The sequence below is a fragment of the Gallibacterium anatis DSM 16844 = F 149 genome, from assembly GCF_000379785.1.
In the GTDB taxonomy this organism is placed as follows: domain Bacteria; phylum Pseudomonadota; class Gammaproteobacteria; order Enterobacterales; family Pasteurellaceae; genus Gallibacterium; species Gallibacterium anatis.
Window position 1 is genome coordinate 84,531 of sequence record NZ_KB903667.1, and the last position, 17,946, is coordinate 102,476.

Annotated in this window: 18 protein-coding genes and 1 riboswitch; of the genes, 11 read left to right on the forward strand and 7 right to left on the reverse strand. The window is 41.6% G+C overall.

The features are described 5' to 3' along the window. Window positions 1–35: 35 nt before the first annotated feature. The 4 genes from argE to ppa all read left to right on the forward strand — a co-directional run bounded on the left by argE (window position 36) and on the right by ppa (window position 2,995). Window positions 36–1,184 carry an acetylornithine deacetylase gene (gene argE, locus A3EO_RS0100375; RefSeq protein WP_018345509.1) on the forward strand — a complete coding sequence of 383 codons (1,149 nt, stop codon included), beginning with the start codon at window positions 36–38 and terminating at the stop codon, window positions 1,182–1,184. 65 nt (window positions 1,185–1,249) lie between these two features. Next, window positions 1,250–1,735 carry a tRNA (uridine(34)/cytosine(34)/5-carboxymethylaminomethyluridine(34)-2'-O)-methyltransferase TrmL gene (trmL, locus tag A3EO_RS0100380; protein ID WP_018345510.1) on the forward strand — a complete coding sequence of 162 codons (486 nt, stop codon included), beginning with the start codon at window positions 1,250–1,252 and terminating at the stop codon, window positions 1,733–1,735. Then, the gene (locus A3EO_RS0100385; protein ID WP_018345511.1) at window positions 1,732–2,355 is read left to right on the forward strand and encodes a LysE/ArgO family amino acid transporter; all 624 of its coding nucleotides are present in this window, start codon (window positions 1,732–1,734) and stop codon (window positions 2,353–2,355) included. Before trmL ends, A3EO_RS0100385 begins: the two co-directional genes overlap by 4 nt. 112 nt (window positions 2,356–2,467) lie before the next feature. Beyond that, the gene (ppa, locus tag A3EO_RS0100390; RefSeq protein WP_018345512.1) at window positions 2,468–2,995 is read left to right on the forward strand and encodes an inorganic diphosphatase; all 528 of its coding nucleotides are present in this window, start codon (window positions 2,468–2,470) and stop codon (window positions 2,993–2,995) included. A gap of 69 nt (window positions 2,996–3,064) precedes the next feature. On the opposite strand, the gene A3EO_RS0100395 is transcribed toward ppa, so the two are convergent. Continuing rightward, the gene (locus tag A3EO_RS0100395; protein ID WP_013746054.1) at window positions 3,065–3,403 is read right to left on the reverse strand and encodes a carboxymuconolactone decarboxylase family protein; all 339 of its coding nucleotides are present in this window, start codon (window positions 3,401–3,403) and stop codon (window positions 3,065–3,067) included. 95 nt (window positions 3,404–3,498) lie between these two features. Here A3EO_RS0100395 and A3EO_RS0100400 point away from each other — a divergent pair, with 95 nt between their 5' ends. The 3 genes from A3EO_RS0100400 to A3EO_RS12490 all read left to right on the forward strand — a co-directional run bounded on the left by A3EO_RS0100400 (window position 3,499) and on the right by A3EO_RS12490 (window position 6,204). Continuing rightward, on the forward strand, window positions 3,499–4,422 hold the full coding sequence (locus A3EO_RS0100400; RefSeq protein WP_018345513.1) for a cupin domain-containing protein: 924 nt from the start codon (window positions 3,499–3,501) through the stop codon (window positions 4,420–4,422). Between the two features lie 84 nt (window positions 4,423–4,506). After that, window positions 4,507–5,280, forward strand: a complete 774-nt coding sequence (locus A3EO_RS0100405) for a M48 family metallopeptidase (RefSeq protein WP_039082671.1) — start codon at window positions 4,507–4,509, stop codon at window positions 5,278–5,280. A gap of 21 nt (window positions 5,281–5,301) precedes the next feature. After that, window positions 5,302–6,204 (forward strand): DMT family transporter, encoded by a 903-nt coding sequence (locus tag A3EO_RS12490; protein WP_018345515.1) that lies wholly within the window; start codon window positions 5,302–5,304, stop codon window positions 6,202–6,204. Between the two features lie 53 nt (window positions 6,205–6,257). Here the strand turns inward: A3EO_RS12490 and A3EO_RS0100415 are convergent, their stop codons facing one another. The 5 genes from A3EO_RS0100415 to A3EO_RS13635 form a co-directional block, all read right to left on the reverse strand. Further along, the gene (locus A3EO_RS0100415) at window positions 6,258–7,646 is read right to left on the reverse strand and encodes a glucose/sorbosone family PQQ-dependent dehydrogenase (RefSeq protein WP_018345516.1); all 1,389 of its coding nucleotides are present in this window, start codon (window positions 7,644–7,646) and stop codon (window positions 6,258–6,260) included. Between the two features lie 216 nt (window positions 7,647–7,862). Next, window positions 7,863–8,204, reverse strand: coding sequence for a thioredoxin family protein (locus tag A3EO_RS0100420; protein ID WP_018345517.1), 342 nt, complete (start codon window positions 8,202–8,204; stop codon window positions 7,863–7,865). 27 nt (window positions 8,205–8,231) lie between these two features. Then, a complete protein-coding gene (locus A3EO_RS0100425) occupies window positions 8,232–8,813 on the reverse strand; it encodes a response regulator (protein ID WP_018345518.1) in 582 nt (193 codons plus the stop codon). A gap of 9 nt (window positions 8,814–8,822) precedes the next feature. Continuing rightward, window positions 8,823–9,794 (reverse strand): sensor histidine kinase, encoded by a 972-nt coding sequence (locus tag A3EO_RS13630; RefSeq protein WP_233432283.1) that lies wholly within the window; start codon window positions 9,792–9,794, stop codon window positions 8,823–8,825. Beyond that, window positions 9,794–10,540, reverse strand: a complete 747-nt coding sequence (locus A3EO_RS13635; protein ID WP_233432284.1) for a phosphate/phosphite/phosphonate ABC transporter substrate-binding protein — start codon at window positions 10,538–10,540, stop codon at window positions 9,794–9,796. Before A3EO_RS13635 ends, A3EO_RS13630 begins: the two co-directional genes overlap by 1 nt. 134 nt (window positions 10,541–10,674) lie before the next feature. On the opposite strand from A3EO_RS13635, the gene ttrB reads away from it, so the two are divergent. From ttrB to A3EO_RS0100450, 4 genes are all read left to right on the forward strand, one after another. Then, complete coding sequence (gene ttrB / locus A3EO_RS0100435; protein WP_018345519.1) at window positions 10,675–11,400, forward strand: tetrathionate reductase subunit TtrB; 726 nt, start codon at window positions 10,675–10,677, stop codon at window positions 11,398–11,400. After that, a complete protein-coding gene (gene nrfD, locus A3EO_RS0100440) occupies window positions 11,400–12,440 on the forward strand; it encodes an NrfD/PsrC family molybdoenzyme membrane anchor subunit (protein ID WP_018345520.1) in 1,041 nt (346 codons plus the stop codon). Before ttrB ends, nrfD begins: the two co-directional genes overlap by 1 nt. Next, window positions 12,433–15,519, forward strand: coding sequence for a tetrathionate reductase subunit A (locus A3EO_RS0100445; protein ID WP_018345521.1), 3,087 nt, complete (start codon window positions 12,433–12,435; stop codon window positions 15,517–15,519). The genes nrfD and A3EO_RS0100445 overlap by 8 nt, the downstream gene beginning before the upstream one ends. A gap of 101 nt (window positions 15,520–15,620) precedes the next feature. Then, window positions 15,621–15,709: riboswitch (TPP riboswitch) on the forward strand. A gap of 86 nt (window positions 15,710–15,795) precedes the next feature. Further along, complete coding sequence (locus A3EO_RS0100450) at window positions 15,796–16,857, forward strand: ABC transporter substrate-binding protein (protein ID WP_018345522.1); 1,062 nt, start codon at window positions 15,796–15,798, stop codon at window positions 16,855–16,857. 54 nt (window positions 16,858–16,911) lie between these two features. Here the strand turns inward: A3EO_RS0100450 and A3EO_RS12495 are convergent, their stop codons facing one another. Continuing rightward, the gene (locus A3EO_RS12495) at window positions 16,912–17,784 is read right to left on the reverse strand and encodes a TonB-dependent receptor domain-containing protein (protein WP_018345523.1); all 873 of its coding nucleotides are present in this window, start codon (window positions 17,782–17,784) and stop codon (window positions 16,912–16,914) included. Window positions 17,785–17,946 lie beyond the last annotated feature (162 nt).

Here is a 17,946-nt window from a genome sequence, read left to right on the forward strand (position 1 = left end):
TATTTTATTTGAATCAATGTTTATTTGAGGTAAATATGGCAAATCTTCCCGATTTTCTTTCGTTATATTCACAACTTATTGAAATTCCGACAATTAGCAGCACAGATAATCCAAAACTCGATCACAGTAATCAACCGTTAATTGAGAAGTTAGCAAATTGGTTGCACGACCTCGGTTTTAAGGTCGATATTTTGCCGATTGCCGGCTCAAATCATAAATTCAATTTATTGGCGACCTACGGCGAAGGTGCCGGCGGATTGTTGCTGGCAGGGCATAGTGATACGGTGCCGTTTGATGCCGGTCGTTGGCAGTTTGATCCCTTTAAATTAACTGAAAAAGAGGGACGTTTTTATGGATTAGGTTCAGCCGATATGAAAGGCTTTTTTGCTTTTATTGTCGATACGTTGCGAGATATGGATTTAAGCAAATTACAGAAGCCGTTGCGGATTTTGGCAACTGCGGATGAAGAAACCACGATGTTGGGGGCAAGAACGTTCGCACAGCACGCGGAGATTCGTCCGGATTGTGCCATTATCGGTGAGCCGACTTCGTTGCAGCCGGTGCGTGCGCATAAGGGGCATTTCGGCGACGGGGTAACTGTGATTGGACGTTCCGGACACTCCAGCGATCCGGAAAAAGGCGTGAATGCGATTGAAATTATGCATCAAGCAACGGCACATTTAATTGAGTTGCGCAATGAGTTGAAAATGAAATTTCATAATGATTTTTTTGCGGTGCCGTATCCAACAATGAATTTCGGTTCTATTCACGGCGGTGATGCCGTTAATCGTATTTGTGGTTGTTGTGAATTACAATTTGATATTCGACCATTGCCGAATATGGGCTTGGAATCATTGGATGAAATGGTGCAAGAGAAATTACAACCGTTGATTGAACAATACGGCGATATGATTCAGATTAAACACTTGCACGACGGCATTCCGGGTTATGAATGCTCGCATAAAGCAGAAATTGTGGCAGTGGTGGAAAAATTGTTGGGTAAGCCTTGTGTGTCTGCCAACTATTGCACCGAAGCACCGTTTATTCAACAGCTTTGTCCAACGTTGGTGTTGGGGCCGGGTTCAATCGAACAGGCACATCAGCCGGATGAATTTTTATCAGCGGAATATATTCAACCGACCAAAGCATTATTAGAAAAATTGATCAGACATTTTTGCGCCTAAGCCATTTTTGATCATAGTTAAAAAATAAGTTATTGAATTGTTTTAAGTTTTTAAGAGGTTTTATTATGTTAGATATTGTCCTTTATGAGCCAGAAATCCCACAAAATACGGGAAATATTATTCGTCTTTGTGCTAACTGCGGTTTTCGTTTGCATTTGATTCATCCGCTCGGTTTCCAGTGGGATGACAAACGGTTACGCCGTTCCGGTTTGGATTATCACGAATACACCACGATTAAACATCATCAAAGTTACGCTGAATTTCTAGAGAGAGAACAACCGAAACGGCTGTTTGCTTTAACTACTAAAGGTGGACCGGCGCACAGCCAAGTGAAGTTCCAGCTGGGCGATTATTTGATGTTCGGGCCGGAAACCAGAGGCATTCCGATGGCTATTTTAAATACAATGCCGATTGAACAGAAAATTCGTATTCCGATGTGTGCCAACAGTCGTAGTATGAATCTTTCCAATTCAGTGGCGGTGACCGTTTATGAGGCTTGGCGACAGCTGGGTTATCAAGGTGCGGTTAATCTTTATCAAGGAGAACTATGAACGCTTTTATTCACGGCGTGTTAGTGACAGGCAGTTTAATTGTCGCTATCGGTGCACAAAATGCGTTTGTGCTGAAACAAGGCTTGCTGAAACAGCATATTTTTGCGGTTGCCTTAATCTGCTTTTTGTGTGATGTGGTGCTGTTTACCCTCGGCGTTTTGGGGTTGGGAACTTTTATCAGCCACAATAATGTTGCTTCCGTGACATTAGCGTTCATTGGAGCCGGTTTTTTATTGATTTATGGTTTGCGAGCGTGGAGCAGTGCTTATCGCGGCAATGCCAGTTTACAACTGCAAGCTGGGGAAAATAGTGCGTCTTTAGCCAAAACCATCTTATTAACGTTGAGCGTCACTTTGCTGAATCCGCACGTTTATATTGATACGGTGGTGATTATCGGCGGTATCGGTGGCACATTGGCGTGGCAGGAAAAGATCGCCTTCTTAATTGGCGGACTTTGCGTTTCTGCCACGTGGTTTTTCGGTTTGGCGTACGGCTCAACATTGTTAGCACCGCTATTTCGAAAAGCGATCACTTGGCGAATTCTTGATTTTGTGATTGGCGTGATTATGCTAATGATTGCTTGGAGCTTATTTCAATATGGAATAACGCTGTTGAGCTAATCCTCGACAATTTGTTGCAATTAGGGCTATAATCGCAACGTTTTTATAGGGCAATGCCTTATAAAATGCCCTATATACTGAATGATTAACTTTTCTTAGAAGGAATAAAGAAATGGGTTTAAAAAATGTACCTGCCGGCAAAGCGTTACCGGATGATATTTATGTTGTGATTGAAATTCCTGCGAATTCAGATCCGATTAAATACGAAGTTGACAAAGAAACCGGCACATTATTTGTTGACCGTTTTATGGCAACTGCAATGTTCTATCCGGCAAACTATGGTTATATCAACAACACCCTCTCTTTAGATGGCGACCCTGTTGATGTTTTAGTACCAACGCCATATCCGTTACAACCGGGTTCAGTCATTCGTTGCCGTCCGGTCGGTGTGTTAAAAATGACTGACGAATCAGGTCAAGATGCAAAAGTGATTGCCGTACCACACAGCAAATTAACGAAAGAATATGATCACATCAAAGATGTGAACGATATTCCGGCATTATTGAAAGCACAAATCCAACACTTCTTTGAAAGCTACAAAGCCTTAGAAGCCGGAAAATGGGTGAAAGTAGACGGCTGGGCTGATGCCGCAGCAGCGCGTGAAGAAATTTTAGCTTCGTTTGAACGTGCTAAAAAATAATCTTGTCATTTAATGCAATTAAGCCGTTATTCTTTTCAGAAATAACGGCTTTTTTTATCTGCATTGCACTTAATTATTATTTTTCCACGCTTCGTGTGCATCAAGAACACGTGCGGAATAAACCATTGCTGCACCGGTATTCATTGCGATCGCCACGCTTAATGCCGCTGCAATCTCTTCTTGTGTGCAACCGGCTTTAATCGCGGCATCGGTGTGCACATCAATACAACCATCGCAACGAGTGGTTACCGCACAAGCAAGCGAAATCAACTCTTTGGTTTTCAAATCCAACACGTCATCGCCGGCTTTACTGAGCAGTTGATAAGCCTGCATTGTATTCGGTTGTAATTTGCCTAATAAGCCTAAACGATTCATTAATTGAGTGCGTAATTTTTTCCAATCTAACATAAGATGCTCCTTAAAATTCTTCATATTGTTGTCTGATGGGTGCTATTTTGCACGATGTTGATTAGACGATAAAGCTGCTAAAATAGCAAAAAACTATGTTTTCGTCTTATTTTGTGAATATGGACAGTATTGATAAATTTTTGGAACTTTTAGATTTAAAAACAGAAATTGATGTTTTTTGTAGCTTTCGTTCGCCCTATTTAATGCAAGCACCGCAAGCGGAAAAAGGGAAAGCCTGTTTTCATTTGCTGTTGAGCGGTCATTGTCAAATGCGATCGGATAAAAGCGTGCACCGTTTGCAAGCCGGTGATTTCTGTTTATGGACGCAAGGCAGTATGCACCAAATTGGCGATGCGGCGGAATATTCTTCCGTGCAGGTAGAGCAACAAAACGGCATTTTGTATCGGCATAATTGCCAACAAGATCCTTCGTTGCAGATGATTTGTGGGCATTACCGAGCAGGGAATCAAGCTGCTGCCGGTTTGTTATCATTGTTGCCGGAACCGTTGATTGTTTCGTTGAAACAGATTCCGCAGTTGAATGCGTTGTCCAGCTTAATTTATCAGGAGGCGTTAGCGCGTCATTTGGGCAGTGCCACCGTAATCAAATCAATGTGTGAAATTTTGTTGCTGTTTGCGTTGCGTCATCTCTCTTCATTGTCGGAACAGCAGAGTTTAATTCGGCTGTTTTCAGACTCGGCCTTGAGCAAGGCAATTACGCCGATTTTTCACAATTTGGCGGATAATTACACCATTGAGCAGTTAGCACAAAAGGCTTATATGTCGCGCGCCACTTTTGCGCGTCGTTTTCAACAGTTAAGCGGAATGGGTGTGCAAGCCTTTGTTCGTTTGCTGAGAATGTCGATGGCAGCGAAGTTGTTACGGCAGACAAATTTGTCATCAAGCCAAATTATGGCGCAGATCGGTTATCAATCGGAGGCGGCATTTTTTGATGCTTTTAAAGCACAATTCGGTACAACACCGGCGCGTTATCGCAAAAATTTACTGACAAATGGGTGAAATGTTAAAAAATTGCTATTGATCTTTAATAGAAAAAAAGAAATGATAGTGAGCATTTTACCGAGAGAACAGGGGAAAAAGATGATGTTATCAACCATTTCTAAACGTATTTTAAGCAGCTGTTTTATCTTATTTTTAGTGGCAAGTTGTGCCGATACCCGCACAATGAATCAGAGTGCGGCGAACCAATATCGTCAAGCGATTACTGCGGAAAAGCAGAAAGGTAATGTTGATACTACCTCAACAACGGCAAAACGTGTGCATCGAGTGTTTAATCGAATGGTGCCTTATGCGCGTCAATATAATAAAACCGGTGTGCCGTTTGCGTGGGAAGTGTCGGTAATTAAATCAAATGAAGTGAATGCGTGGGCAATGCCGGGCGGTAAAATGGTGGTTTATACCGGTTTAGTCAATAAATTAGGTTTAAGCGATGAAGAGATCGCGGTGGTGATGGGACACGAAATGGCGCACGCATTGTTGGAGCACGGTAAAAGCCAAGCAAATCGTCAGACCGCTGTCGGTGTGGTGGCAGCGATTGTTTCCGTTTCGTTGGCATCTCAAGGAATGGATAGCGGTTTGTCGCAGGATGTGGTCGGCACTGTTGCCGATTTGGGAGTAATGAAACCTTTCTCTCGCAGTGCAGAAAGCGAAGCGGATGAGATTGGTTTAATGTTGAGTGCGCAAGCCGGTTATAATCCGCAAGTTGCTCCCGGTTTATGGGATAAAATGCAGCGATTGGGCGGTGGCGGTAATGTGCCAACTATTTTTTCTACTCACCCGAGCGATCAGTCGCGTAAAGCACATTTAGAAAAATTAATGCCGAAAGCAATGGAGTTATATCAGGCATCAAAAAAATAATCTCATATTGAGGAAATTTCTATGCAAAAACAAAAGCTTGCAATTCCCGGCATCTTGATTGGATGTATTGTTTTCGGTTTGGGCAGTTTGATTGTTGCTCACGTTCCGGTGGGCGCTTATGCCATTGCGTTTTGGCGGTTATTGATTGCGGCAATCATCTTTTTTATTTTAGCAAAACTTTTCAAACAACCGTTCCCGAAGTCAAAACAGACAATTCGTTATGGTTTACTGGCAGGTGTATTTTTAGCTTTTGATTTGGGATTGTGGCACGAAAGTGTGTATGCGGTCGGGCCGGGAATTTCCACCTTATTGAACAGTTTGCAGATTTTTTTTCTTGCCGCTATTGGCTTTTTCTATTTCAAAGAGAAACAGTCCGCAGTGCAGTTGTTCAGTTTAGTGTTGGCGGTTATCGGTGTTTATTTGATTACCGGCAGCGAATTTCAGCACAATGATAATGCTTTGTGGGGCTTTGTCAGTGGCGTTGCCTCCAGTTTGTTGTTGGCGTTATCGATGGTTTATATTCGTAAAACGCACGAAGCCGAGCCTTGTGCCATTTTCCCTTTAATGTTGTTGGTCAGTGTCGGCGGTATTTTGGCTTTAATTATCCCTTCGTTGCTGTTTAATTTTGACAATCTTTATCCGACAACCGCCTTGGATTGGTTTTGGGTTTTTGTGTACGGCGCGGTGATGCAATGTTTTGCGTGGGGAATGATCGCCTATTCAGTGCCGTTGTTATCATTGGCGGTAACCGGTTTGTTGCTGCTTTCTGAACCGATTGCCGCACTGGTGATTGATTATTCCGTGCTGGATAAACCAATCAATCTGATTCAATGGGGTGGCGCAGCAATTACGATGTTCGCCATTTATCTCGGTTCGGTTTCCTCACAACCAAAAAAATCGAAAATTCGTTCGTTAAAAAAATAAAATTAAGGGATTGAAGTTTACTTCAATCCCTTTAGTTTGACATTGTTTCAGTATTATTGACCAATATATTCAAACACAATAATTGATCCCGGGTTTGCCATTTTTGATGTTGGCGTGTCATCTAATTGACGACCGTTACCCATATTGTCTGTTACCACATAGATTTTGCGAGTATCAGGGCTCACTAACGCATTGCGATAACGGTTTGCACTGGTGAAATATTTTCCTGTGTCCCCTTGCACGTTGCTTGCATCTTCATTCATTTTTACTTGATAAATCGAACCGCTCTTATAGGTTGCTAATAATAATGAATTACGGAACTCAGGAATCACGCCGTCTTTCGGATAATATACCGCATTACCCGGGGCAATGGTTGGCCAGCAAATGTAAGCCAATTTACCACAAGTAGCGTTGGTGTAATTGTAGTCATTGTTCACGGTGAAGAAGGTTTTCACAGGATCAACCACTGGCTCTTTATAATCTGTTTCTTTCTGAGTCGGCACGCCTTCAGGGATCACATTTGGATCAAATTTCACATTCGGGCAGTTTTTCGCTGCAGAATAATTTGCATAAACATAAGCTAAATCATCTTTAAAGCCTGCAACGTGTGGCCAGCCGTAGTTTCCACCTGCTTCAAGTTTGTTCAATTCATCATCACTTGATGGGCCTTGTTCTGTGCTATAAAGGTGATTCCCCACCCACACTAAACCTTGTGGATTGCGGTGTCCATAAGTATAAATGTGGCTTTTCACGCCTTTAATCACAGGGTTATCATCAGGGATTGAACCGTCTTTGTTGATACGCAAGGTTTTGCCGTTATAAGCACTGTGATCGTGATTTTTCACTTGCTCAGCCGTTGGCAATTTTTGTGAAGTGATTTCATCACAAACGTGTTTACCTTGGTTATAACCTAAATCACCTGTGGTGTAATAAAGTTTGCCATCTGGGCCGAATTTAATGCGTCCTGCATTGTGATCCACGCCTGCGATAATGTGGTCAATCACAATTTGCTCATCGCCTAATTTATTGGCTTTCGCATCATAGGTTAAACGTACAATACGGGCGAATTTTTTCTCGCCATCATTGTAAGTATAAGCTGCATAAGCATAAGGTTCGCCCGCATCAAAATTTGGATCTAAGGCTAACCCTAACACGCCTTGATGTGGGAATTTCTCATAAGCATTCGCAAAATGATACAACACGGTTTTCTCACCGGTTTTTGGATCAATGCTGACGATATTTCTGCCTGCACGTTCTGTTAGCCAAAGTTGCTCTTTCGGCCCCCAGATCATCTCCCAACCGCCATCAACATTGTTAGTTAAAACCGTTGCTTCAAAACGTGAACCAAAATCCACCTTGCCATCTTTGCTGACCACATCAATGGCACTGGCACTTGTTGCTGCAAAAGCAAATAATGCGCCTGCAAAAGCTAATTTTTTCATTATTTTCTCCTAAGATTAAAAAATCGCGCGGATTATATAGAGCAGAGATATTTATGACAATAAAGTATTTTGAAAGATATTCTTTCCTAATAAGAAAGAATAATATGCGTTTTGCTTTAAATATTCATATTCTGGAACAAACTCAAATTGTCGGGGATAGAAAAACACTATCCCTATTTATGGAAATTAGAAGAATAGTGTTTTTTCCTTTTGTTTTTAATGACTTATGTCCTCTTCAGCAGCAAAGTCGGTCCACTTTGCCAACGCCGTTTTTAGCTGTTGGTAAGGGATAAAACGAGCGAAACGCTCGACCTCTTTGCTCTCGAAAAAAAGTATCACCACCGGCGCGGTGAGGGCGTGAAAATAGCTTGCCAATTCAGGGGTGTCGCCAATATTCGCTTGAACGGCGTAAATTTCCTGATTTTCGTTTAATAAGCTTTTCAGCTGGTTTTCCACCACCGTACACACGCCACAGTTGGGTGCTTTAATCAACAGCAGGCTCAATGTATGGCTTTGAATTGCTTGTTGAATAGCGGAAATAGTGAGCAGTTTGTTCATATTTATCCTATTAATGCTTTTAATGCTTTAAGCCAGTAAATCCGCTTTTCTGATTAACTCGGCAACATTTTTGGCATTCATTTTTTCCATTATGTGTGAACGGTGAACTTCAACGGTTCTCACGGAAATATTGAGGCGTTCTGCGATCTGTTTGTTGATATTTCCTTCAATAATTAATGCCAATACCTCTTTCTCTTTTTCGCTAAGTTGATCGTAACATTGCTGAATCTGATATTGTTGAAAGCGTTTTTCACTGCGAATGCGTGCGTTTTCTAATGCAGTTTTAAGCTGATCAAAAAGAATCGGTTTTTGTAAAAAGTCGATAGCACCTTGCTTTAATTCATTGACTGCCATATCCACATCGGCAAACGCTGTCATAATAATAACTTGTAATACGCTGTTTTTTTGTTTGAGTATTTTATGCACTTGGCGACCGTCAAAATAGGGCATTCGCATATCCAACAGCACTACTCCCGGTTCAAAAGGGTTAACCTGTTCTAAAAAAGTTTTACTGTTTGACCAACTGACAACATCATAACCTGCTTGAGTAAGCAGAAATGTTGCCGCATCGACCACCGTTTCATCATCATCTAAGATATGTACTTTCACGAGAAACTCCTATTGTTTGCCACCAACTCCCTGATTAAGCGGTAATTCCAGAATCACCATCGCACCCTTGCCGGCAGGACGATTTTTGAGATAAATTTCACCTCGCATTGAGTGGATTAGGCGCTGACATAATGTTAACCCAAGACCTAAGCCCTCTTTTTTCCGGCTGCGGAATGGCACAAATGGAAATGCCAATTCGGTTTCTGAAAAGCCTTTACCGTTATCCACAATCAAAATTTGGATGCTGTTCTCTTTCGCCTGTACGCTTATCACGATTTTATTTGCCTGTGCTTGAAGTGCATTGAGCAAACAGTTGCAGAGGATCTGCTCCAACATCGTTTTTTTTACGCAAACTTGCCACTGTTTTGCACAAATCAGTCGTATCTTGGCACGGGAATTATAGTGTTGGCGGATAAAATCAATTGTTTTTTCTAAGCAAGATTTCAGCTCAATATTGTGTAGCCTTTCGTCTTCTTTACCTTTTGCCCAACCGGTAAGGTTGCGCATAATTTGCCGACTGCGATCAACCTGAACTTGTATTTTATCTAAAATTTGTAATTCAAATGTTGCGTCGGATCGTTGTTTTAGCTGTTGTTTCAGTCCTTCGCTGTACATTCCGATAGCGGTAAGCGGCTGGTTAATTTCGTGCGCAATGCCGGCACTCATTTCCCCCAAAATACTTAAGCGGTCAGCTTTTATCAGTTGTTGTTCATAAAGGCGCATTTCCTGATGGGCTTGGGTTAATGCTTTGCTTTTACGATGAACCTGATAACTAATCCATAAGTAATTGAAAATAATAAAAAATAGAAGCAGCAATAATTGCCACTGGTGCTGATTAATCCAATATTTTACGCTTTGCCATAAATTTTGTTGTTGTGGATGGCGGAAAAGATTTCGCAAAATATTATCCGCTTGCTGGTCGGAGTAAGGCGGATTCCATTGCGGTAAATCTGCCGGAACATCACCGAGCAGAATGGTCATTATTTTTTTACGATGTTATCCGGTACTTGTGCCATTGCCGCTAACGACCAGTTTGGTAACAGCGGAGTGCTGGAAACACAGCCTAAGTCGTTACTTTGTGGCGCTAACACACGGAAATCCGAGAAATTGACTTTCCCTTCACGGGCTAAATCTTCCAAGATACAAACAGGCACAATAGCAGCATCAACTTTATGCTGTTGCAGCCAGAAAACGGTATTATCAACCGGAAAACCGCTGAAGCGGAAAAAAATGTTTTTACCTTCAACTAAACCTTGTTGATATAACACGTTGTAGCCGAGCAAGAAACCACCAAAGGCATTTTCGCCAACTGCACTTAATGTTTTCCCTTTTAAATCAGTGATGTGATGAAAATCACTCTCTGTATTGACTAAAATCGCACTGCCAACTTTACCGGCATTGGTGTGTTGCTGACGAGGGGATTGTAATGTTGCCAACCAACGGACAGGCTGATCATTGAGATAAAAAAATTGTGATTGATTGGTTAAAATAAAATCAATGTTATCGGCTTTATCTTGGGAAAGATCGTCAAGTTGTAACGGCACCAACGAAAAATGCTGTTGTGGATAACGCTGATTTAACCAATTTATCCACGGTTGCCACTGTTGTGATAAAAAGGTTTCACCGCGCTGTGCCAAAATACCGATTTTCCAATTATCTGCGCCGGCAAAAAAAGGGAAGAGCGACAGCATTATGTAAGTCAGTGAAAGCACAATGAATTTTCTCAAAATTGCCTCCTATTTTTTGACTCAGATCAATACCCATACTATTTATGTGGAAAACCACAATAGATACCGATTTTAGGGTCAACCACAATACGAGAGAACCAACAATAGCACGAAACGACAATAGTGGGGAAATTATGGATAGTGTCAAACGAACAGCACTTAAATCGCTGACCGCACTCACTTTCGGCGCAAGTTTGATTCCGCTTGAAAGTATTGCGTTTCAGCCACCTAGACGTGGCGGTGATCAACAGCATCGTTATGCGATGATTATTGATTTACGCCGTTGTATCGGTTGTCAATCTTGTACCGTCAGCTGCAATATCGAAAATCAAACACCGATCGGTGAATTTCGGACAACGGTACGTCAATATGAAATTACCGATGGTAAGCAGACAGTAAACAACGTGTTATTACCACGATTATGCAACCATTGCGATAATCCGCCGTGCGTGCCGGTTTGCCCTGTGCAGGCAACTTATCAACAAAAAGACGGCATTGTCGTTATCGATAATGAACGTTGTGTCGGTTGCGCTTATTGCGTTCAAGCTTGCCCTTATGATGCCCGTTTTATCAATGAAGAGACCAAAACAGCAGATAAATGCACCTTTTGTGCGCATCGTTTGGAGGCAGGTTTATTACCGGCGTGCGTGGAAAGTTGTGTTGGTGGAGCACGAATTATTGGTGATCTTGCCGATCTGAATAGCCAAATCAGAAAACTGTTTGATAGTCATAAAGATCAATTAAAAGTGTTGAAACCGGAAGCAGGAACACAGCCGCACGTTTTCTATTTAGGGCTTGATGATGCGTTTGTAAGCCGTGTACAGGGACAACCTATGCTTTGGCAGGGTAAGGGGGAATAATGATGATTCGCGAAGTTTTAGTTGAACCGCAAGCTATTGCGTGGCTACCTTGGGCAGTAAGTTATTTCTTCTATATCGGCTTGGCATTATGTGCCATTATTGTCGCACTTTGTATTCGCTTTTTTGTTAAACCCTATCAGTCTAAGTCGGAATTGATAGCGTTGTTAGTAGCATTAAGCTTTGCCATTGTTGCACCGATTGCGCTCACTGCGGATTTACATCAGCCGGGAAGAGTGTGGCATTTTTATGTTTATTTGGCTAATTGGTCGTGGATGGCGTGGGGCTCAATTTTCCTACCAATTTTTATGTTGAGTTTGGTCGGTTATATTCTGTTTTTATTGCGTCAATTACCGCAACGTCCAACACAAAAATGGTTGGCATTGCTTTATGTCGGCAATTTAAATAACACACTTTGGTGTTGGATTTTTAGAATTTTAACTATCATCAGTAGTATCTTAATTCTGCTTTATACTTCAATGGAGGTATATAACGTTGTTGCGCGCCCGTTGTGGCATCAACCTTGGCTCATTCCATTGATTATTTTCAGTGCGTTGCCGAGCGCAATTCTGTTAACACATTTTGCGATTTCTATGATTAACGGTACAAATAATAAAGTGCTGATGAAACCATTAGTGATTGCTTGTTTGCTGTTATTAGCCGCGACTGTTGGAGCTATCTATTATCACTCATCAGAAACTGCGTTGGATTTATCCATTTTGTGTCAAGCTCGTCCGGCGGTGGCATTCACTGCTGTGATTTGGGGATTGACCTTATTATTGGCACTGTTCAGCGCACAGGCAAAAACAATGCAATGTCTGTTATTAATTGCTTCACTTATCTTAACCGCAATGGTTCGTTGGGTGTTGTTACTTGAAGTGCAAACTGTCGCAAAATATAACGCATTAATGAACCCATATCAGTTTAATTGGGGCGTTGACGGCGGATTAGGAATGCTTTCGGTAGCCGGTTTATGGGTGACTGTAAGTGTGATTTTGTGGCAATTATTCGGATTAATTAATAAGGAGCAGCGTAATGGATAATAAACGTCGTAATTTACTTAAAGGCGGTTTGGCTGTTGGTGCTGCTGCTTTTGTAGCCGGTTATTCACCAAAAGTGAAAGAAATTGCTAATGGCGTTTTCACAGGTTCTTCCGGTGAAAAAACCAAACATAATATTCACGGTAATTCACTCGCACCGGAATATAAGGTTGAGAATAATAAAGTGATGCCGAATACCGATCAAATTGTGTGTAATACCCAATGTATGGGTTGTTGGACACTTTGCGGTTTGCGTGCTCGAGTGGATTTGAAACAGAATAAGGTCATTCGCATCAGCGGTAATCCGTATCATCCGCTTTCTGCCGATGAATATTTGAATTACAACACCTCGTTACAACAGGCAGAATTAAGTGTAGCAGGTGAAAACGGCTTGGAAAATCGCTCCACCGCTTGTGCACGTGGTGCGGCGTTTATGGAAGGGGTAAACAGCCCTTATCGCATTACGCAACCATTAAAACGTGTGGGTAAACGTGGCGAAGGTAAATGGAAAACCATTAGCTTTGAACAATTAATTGAAGAAGTGGTGAATGGTGGTGATCTGTTTGGTGAAGGTCATATTGATGGCTTAAAAGCGATTCGCGATTTGAAAACGCCTGTAGATGCGGAAAATCCGGATTTCGGTCCGAAAGCGAACCAGCTTTTCGTGACTTTTGCTGGCCCGGAAGGCAGACAGCCGTTATTGCAACGTTTTGCGAATAACAGTTTCGGCACTATTAATTTTGCTTCTCACGGCTCTTATTGCGGTTTGTCCTATCGTGCCGGTTCCGGTGCGGTGATGAATGATTTGGATAAAAACTCACACGCAAAACCGGATTGGGATAATTGTGAGTTTATTCTCTTTATGGGAACTTCACCGGCACAGTCAGGCAACCCGTTTAAACGTCAGGCACGTCAATTAGCGAAAAAACGTGCGGGAGATAATTTTGATTATGTGGTGGTTTCGCCTCGATTGGAATTAACGTCAACACACGCTACGCAAAACAATCGTTGGGTGCCGGTTTTACCGGGCGGTGATTTAGCGTTGGCATTGGCAATGTTGCGTTGGATTATTGAAAATGAACGCTTTAATGCAGATTATTTATCATTACCGAGCCAATTTGCAATGCAGCAGGCAGGTGCAGCAAGTTATTGTAATGCCTCCCATTTATTTATCGTTGAGCCACAACATCCACGCTTTGGTCAAGCATTGACAGAACAGGATCTGTTTGATGTTGCACCGGATGCGGAAGATAAAGTGGTAGAAAATTATGATTTAGTGAAAAATGCGGAAGATGCTCAATTTGTTGTCGCTAAATCGTCGGCAAAAGCGCAAATTTGGGTGGATGAAACCGTTACCTTAAAAGATGGCTCTGCTGTGGCAGTGAAGTCTGCCTTGACTCTATTAAAAGAGTCTTGCTTTGAACATACATTGCAAGAGTATGCGGTTTTGTGCGGAGTGCCGGTGGCAACAATCGAAGCTTTGGCAAAAGAATTTACTTCACACGGACATAAAGCGGTTGCCATTACTCACGGCGGCACAATGCAAAGCAATGGTTTCTATACTGCGTGGGCGATCTTATTGCTCAATGTGATGATTGGCAATATGAACAAGAAAGGCGGAATGAGTGTCAGTGGTGGTAAATTCAAAGATTTTGCACCCGGTTCTCGTTACAATCTAGCGAGTTTCCCGGATATGGTGAAACCAAAAGGCACAAATTTAGCGCGCAGTAAACGTGAGTATGAAAAATCAAGTGAGTTTAAACGCAAATCGGCGCAAGGCTCGCCTTATCCTGCACGTGCAGCTTGGTATCCGTTTGTTGGCGGTCAAATGTCGGAAATGATTACCTCCGCCTTGCAAGGTTATCCTTATTCATTAAAAGCGTGGATTAGCCATATGACCAATCCATTATATGGTTTAACTGGTATTCATCATATTGCTGAAGAGAAGTTACGTGATCCGAAAGTGTTGCCGTTATTTATTGCTGTGGACGCTTTTATGAATGAAACCACTGCGTTGGCGGACTATATCGTGCCGGATACACACAACTTTGAAAGCTGGGGCTTTAGTACGCCGTGGGCAGGTGTGCCGACTAAAACCAGCACGGCGCGTTGGCCGGTTATTCAATCCGCAAATGCCAAGAATGCCGATGGTGAAACTATCTGTATGGAAAGTTTTATCATTCACGTTGCCAAGGCAATGGGGTTGCCGGGATTTGATGAGAATGCCATCAGCGATAATCAGCAGCAGACTTATCCATTAAACTGCAGTGAAGATTATTTCTTACGTGCTGCCGCCAACATCGCTTTTGACGGTAAACAGCCGGTGAATGATGCGACACAGGAAGATCGTTTATTGTCCGGTGTTGAACGCATTATGCCGTTGCTTAATAAAACCTTAAAACCGGAAGAAGTGTTGAAAGCCGCGACCGTTTTCTGTAAAGGCGGACGTTTTGCGCCGTTTAACAGTGCGTGGGACGGTGAAAATATGACAGCAAAATGGAAAGCGTGCTTGCAGGTGTGGAATCCTACGGTGGCAAAAGCGAAAAATCATCAAAACGGTGAGCATTATCACGGTTGCCCGAAATATTTTGCACCACAATTTGCGGATAACAGTACCGTTGAAAGTCGTTATCCGAAAGCAGAATGGCCGTTTGCGTTAATGTCGTTTAAATCGAATTTGATGAGCAGCATTACTGCGCCATTGTTACGCCTTCATAGCATTAAGCCAAGCGGCATTGTGGCAATGAACAGCCAAGATGCGGTTAAATTTAAAATTGCTCACGGCGATTTGGTGGAATTGGCGACACCGGGTGGCAAAGTGAATGTTCAAGTGATGGTTATTGATGGCGTGATGCCGGGTACAATTGCGATTGAACACGGTTATGGACATAAACAACTTGGTGCAACCAGCTATGAAATTGATGGCAAAGTGATTGCCGGCGATGAGCGCATTAAGCAGGGCATTAATATTAATGATCTTGGCTTGATTGATGATACTAAACAGATCGCTTCACCTTGGGTTGATTGGGTGTGTGGTTCCGCAGTGCGACAAGGATTACCGGCAAAAATCACCAAGATTTAATCATTACCCCACATAAACTTAATAAGGTACACTTCGGTGTACCTTATTTTTTGGCAAAGAAATTCGTTTGACAGAAAAGTTTAACCGATCCTATACTGATTTCGAATTAGTCGGGGTGCTTTATGGCTGAGAACATACCCGAGAACCTGATTCAGTTAATGCTGACGTAGGAAACTAATAAGAAAACGCCTTATCTATTCAATATAATATTGAAATGTTTCTCTTTTGTTCCCATCAGTTAACATTATTTATATTTATTAATTCCAAGGAAGTGTTATGCAAATTTATTATTCTCAACAATATCGTCTAAAAAGTGTTTTATTAAAAATACTGGTTTTATCCTGTTTATTGGCGATTTTTATGCCAATTAAGCAGGCAAAAGCGGAAGGACAACTCACCATTTATTGCAGTGTGCAATATCGAGTTTGTGAAAAAATGACGCAGATTTTCGGTGAAAAATATCACGTTGATGCCAAATTCGTACGCAACAGCACCGGCTCAACGTTATCTAAAATTAAAGCGGAAAGCACCAAGCCTCAAGGTGATATTTGGTACGGCGGTACGCTTGAACCGCATTTTCAGGCTGCCGAGTTGGGATTACTCTATCCGTACCGTTCACCAAAACAGGCTGAAACTATTCCTCAATTAAAATCGCTCTTGGCTAAACACGGTGATTACACGTCGATCGGTTATATGATTGTGTTGGGAATGGGCGTAAATACGGAAAAATTTAAACAATTAGGCATTAAAGAGTATCCGAAATGTTGGAAAGATTTGCTTGATCCGAAATTTAAGGATCAGGTGCAAATGCCTGATCCGAGAAGTTCTGGTACGGGTTATACTTTTATTGCAACATTGGTACAGTTATTTGGTGAAGATGAAGCATTCCGTTATTTGAAAGCTTTGCATAAAAATATTTCAAATTATGCTCAAAGTGGAACAGAAACAACCAATCTTTCGCGAGGTGATGCTGCGGTAACTGTCGGTTTTATTCATAGCTATGAGACTGAAAAAGAAAAAGGCGCACCGGTTAAAGCAATTTTACCTTGTGAAGGGGATAGTTATTCTTTAGGTGGTATCAGTATTATCAAAGGCGCACGTAATTTAAAAAATGCTAAATTATTTATGGATTGGGCATTGAGTGCAGAAGCACAGGAAATTCCGTGGCGAGAAGAGAGAATGTATCAAATCCCAACCAATATTTATGCAAAAGCCTCACCAAATTCTGTTGATCCGAAAACATTGCATTTAATTAATTTTGATTTTGATCGTTTTGGTTCGGATGAAGAAGGTAAGCGTTTAACGAAGAAATGGTTGGATGAAGTGAAATTGAAATAGATCATGTTGGAATGGGAACGAGAGGTTGCACTCTCGTTCCTTTTTTAATGACGTTTAGAAGTAGTAACTTACACCAACCTTCACATTGCGACCGGTTCCTTCCATTAAGTTAAATGCCGGTAAATAGCGTTTATCAAACAAATTATCAATGGCTAAATCAATACGGATATTTTTTAAACTACCTGATAACGGTGAAAAACTTGCCGTTAAATCTGTTAGTGTATAACTTGGATAAGAAGGCGAGTCTTGAGGAACACGATCTTGTTTTGCATAGTAACTAATTCTTGCTCCTAGTTTGAGTGCATTTGCGAATAAAGCATAATCAATAGCGGCTGAATATTTATCGGCGTTGATGTTTTCTAAATATTCTCCACTATTTTTATTTTTACCGCGTGTTTGACCATAACTGAGTGCAAAAGAAAGATTGTTGAAGCTGTATTTTCCTTCAATTTCAAACCCACGTAAACGAGCGTTTGCAATATTACGATATTGTGAAAGATCCGGCATAAAATTAAATGCACTATTCGGTTTTGAATAGTAGGTTTCGAGATTAATAAGATTTTTCACATCATTTTGGAAAAAGGTGGTGGTTAATTCCGCTTTATCATTTTGTGTGATGAAATTATCAAAATGAAAATATGCTGAGATTTCTTTATTTTTTGCCACCTCAGGTTTCAAATTAGGATTAGAGATAAATTTATTTGAGGTTGCTCGACCACGACTGCTATAGCCAAAATGGTTTCCGGAAGTAAATTTTTCTTGCAGTGAAGGGGCTCTGAAGGCTTCATTATAACGAGCAGAAAGATCTAACCAATCTGTGGCTTTCCATAACAACGCTAAAGAAGGAGACCAGCGATGTTCCGAATAATTTCCTTGGCTTTTTTCTTTGCTACGATAATTGTCATAACGAATGCTTGGGGATAGCACTAATTTATCAGATTATGTGCCGTAAAACTCTGCCTTTCAGGGCGGAGATATAAGGCACAAGCGAATCTGGCGTTTGTTGTTGTCGATGTTGGCGAAAAATCAATAACAATATAAAATAGCACCATTTTTACACTCCTATTTTTGTATGTTACTCCGCAAAGC

Coding starts and splice junctions, on each gene's coding strand:
- A3EO_RS0100420 (WP_018345517.1), bottom strand. CDS start 8,204: ATGAACAAACTGCTCACTATTTCCGCTATTCAACAAGCAATTCAAAGC.
- A3EO_RS0100395 (WP_013746054.1), bottom strand. CDS start 3,403: ATGTTAGATTGGAAAAAATTACGCACTCAATTAATGAATCGTTTAGGC.
- ttrB (WP_018345519.1), top strand. CDS start 10,675: ATGGATAGTGTCAAACGAACAGCACTTAAATCGCTGACCGCACTCACT.
- A3EO_RS13630 (WP_233432283.1), bottom strand. CDS start 9,794: ATGACCATTCTGCTCGGTGATGTTCCGGCAGATTTACCGCAATGGAAT.
- trmL (WP_018345510.1), top strand. CDS start 1,250: ATGTTAGATATTGTCCTTTATGAGCCAGAAATCCCACAAAATACGGGA.
- A3EO_RS0100445 (WP_018345521.1), top strand. CDS start 12,433: ATGGATAATAAACGTCGTAATTTACTTAAAGGCGGTTTGGCTGTTGGT.
- A3EO_RS0100450 (WP_018345522.1), top strand. CDS start 15,796: ATGCAAATTTATTATTCTCAACAATATCGTCTAAAAAGTGTTTTATTA.
- A3EO_RS0100385 (WP_018345511.1), top strand. CDS start 1,732: ATGAACGCTTTTATTCACGGCGTGTTAGTGACAGGCAGTTTAATTGTC.
- nrfD (WP_018345520.1), top strand. CDS start 11,400: ATGATGATTCGCGAAGTTTTAGTTGAACCGCAAGCTATTGCGTGGCTA.
- A3EO_RS0100400 (WP_018345513.1), top strand. CDS start 3,499: ATGTTTTCGTCTTATTTTGTGAATATGGACAGTATTGATAAATTTTTG.
- A3EO_RS12490 (WP_018345515.1), top strand. CDS start 5,302: ATGCAAAAACAAAAGCTTGCAATTCCCGGCATCTTGATTGGATGTATT.
- A3EO_RS0100415 (WP_018345516.1), bottom strand. CDS start 7,646: ATGAAAAAATTAGCTTTTGCAGGCGCATTATTTGCTTTTGCAGCAACA.
- ppa (WP_018345512.1), top strand. CDS start 2,468: ATGGGTTTAAAAAATGTACCTGCCGGCAAAGCGTTACCGGATGATATT.
- A3EO_RS0100405 (WP_039082671.1), top strand. CDS start 4,507: ATGTTATCAACCATTTCTAAACGTATTTTAAGCAGCTGTTTTATCTTA.
- argE (WP_018345509.1), top strand. CDS start 36: ATGGCAAATCTTCCCGATTTTCTTTCGTTATATTCACAACTTATTGAA.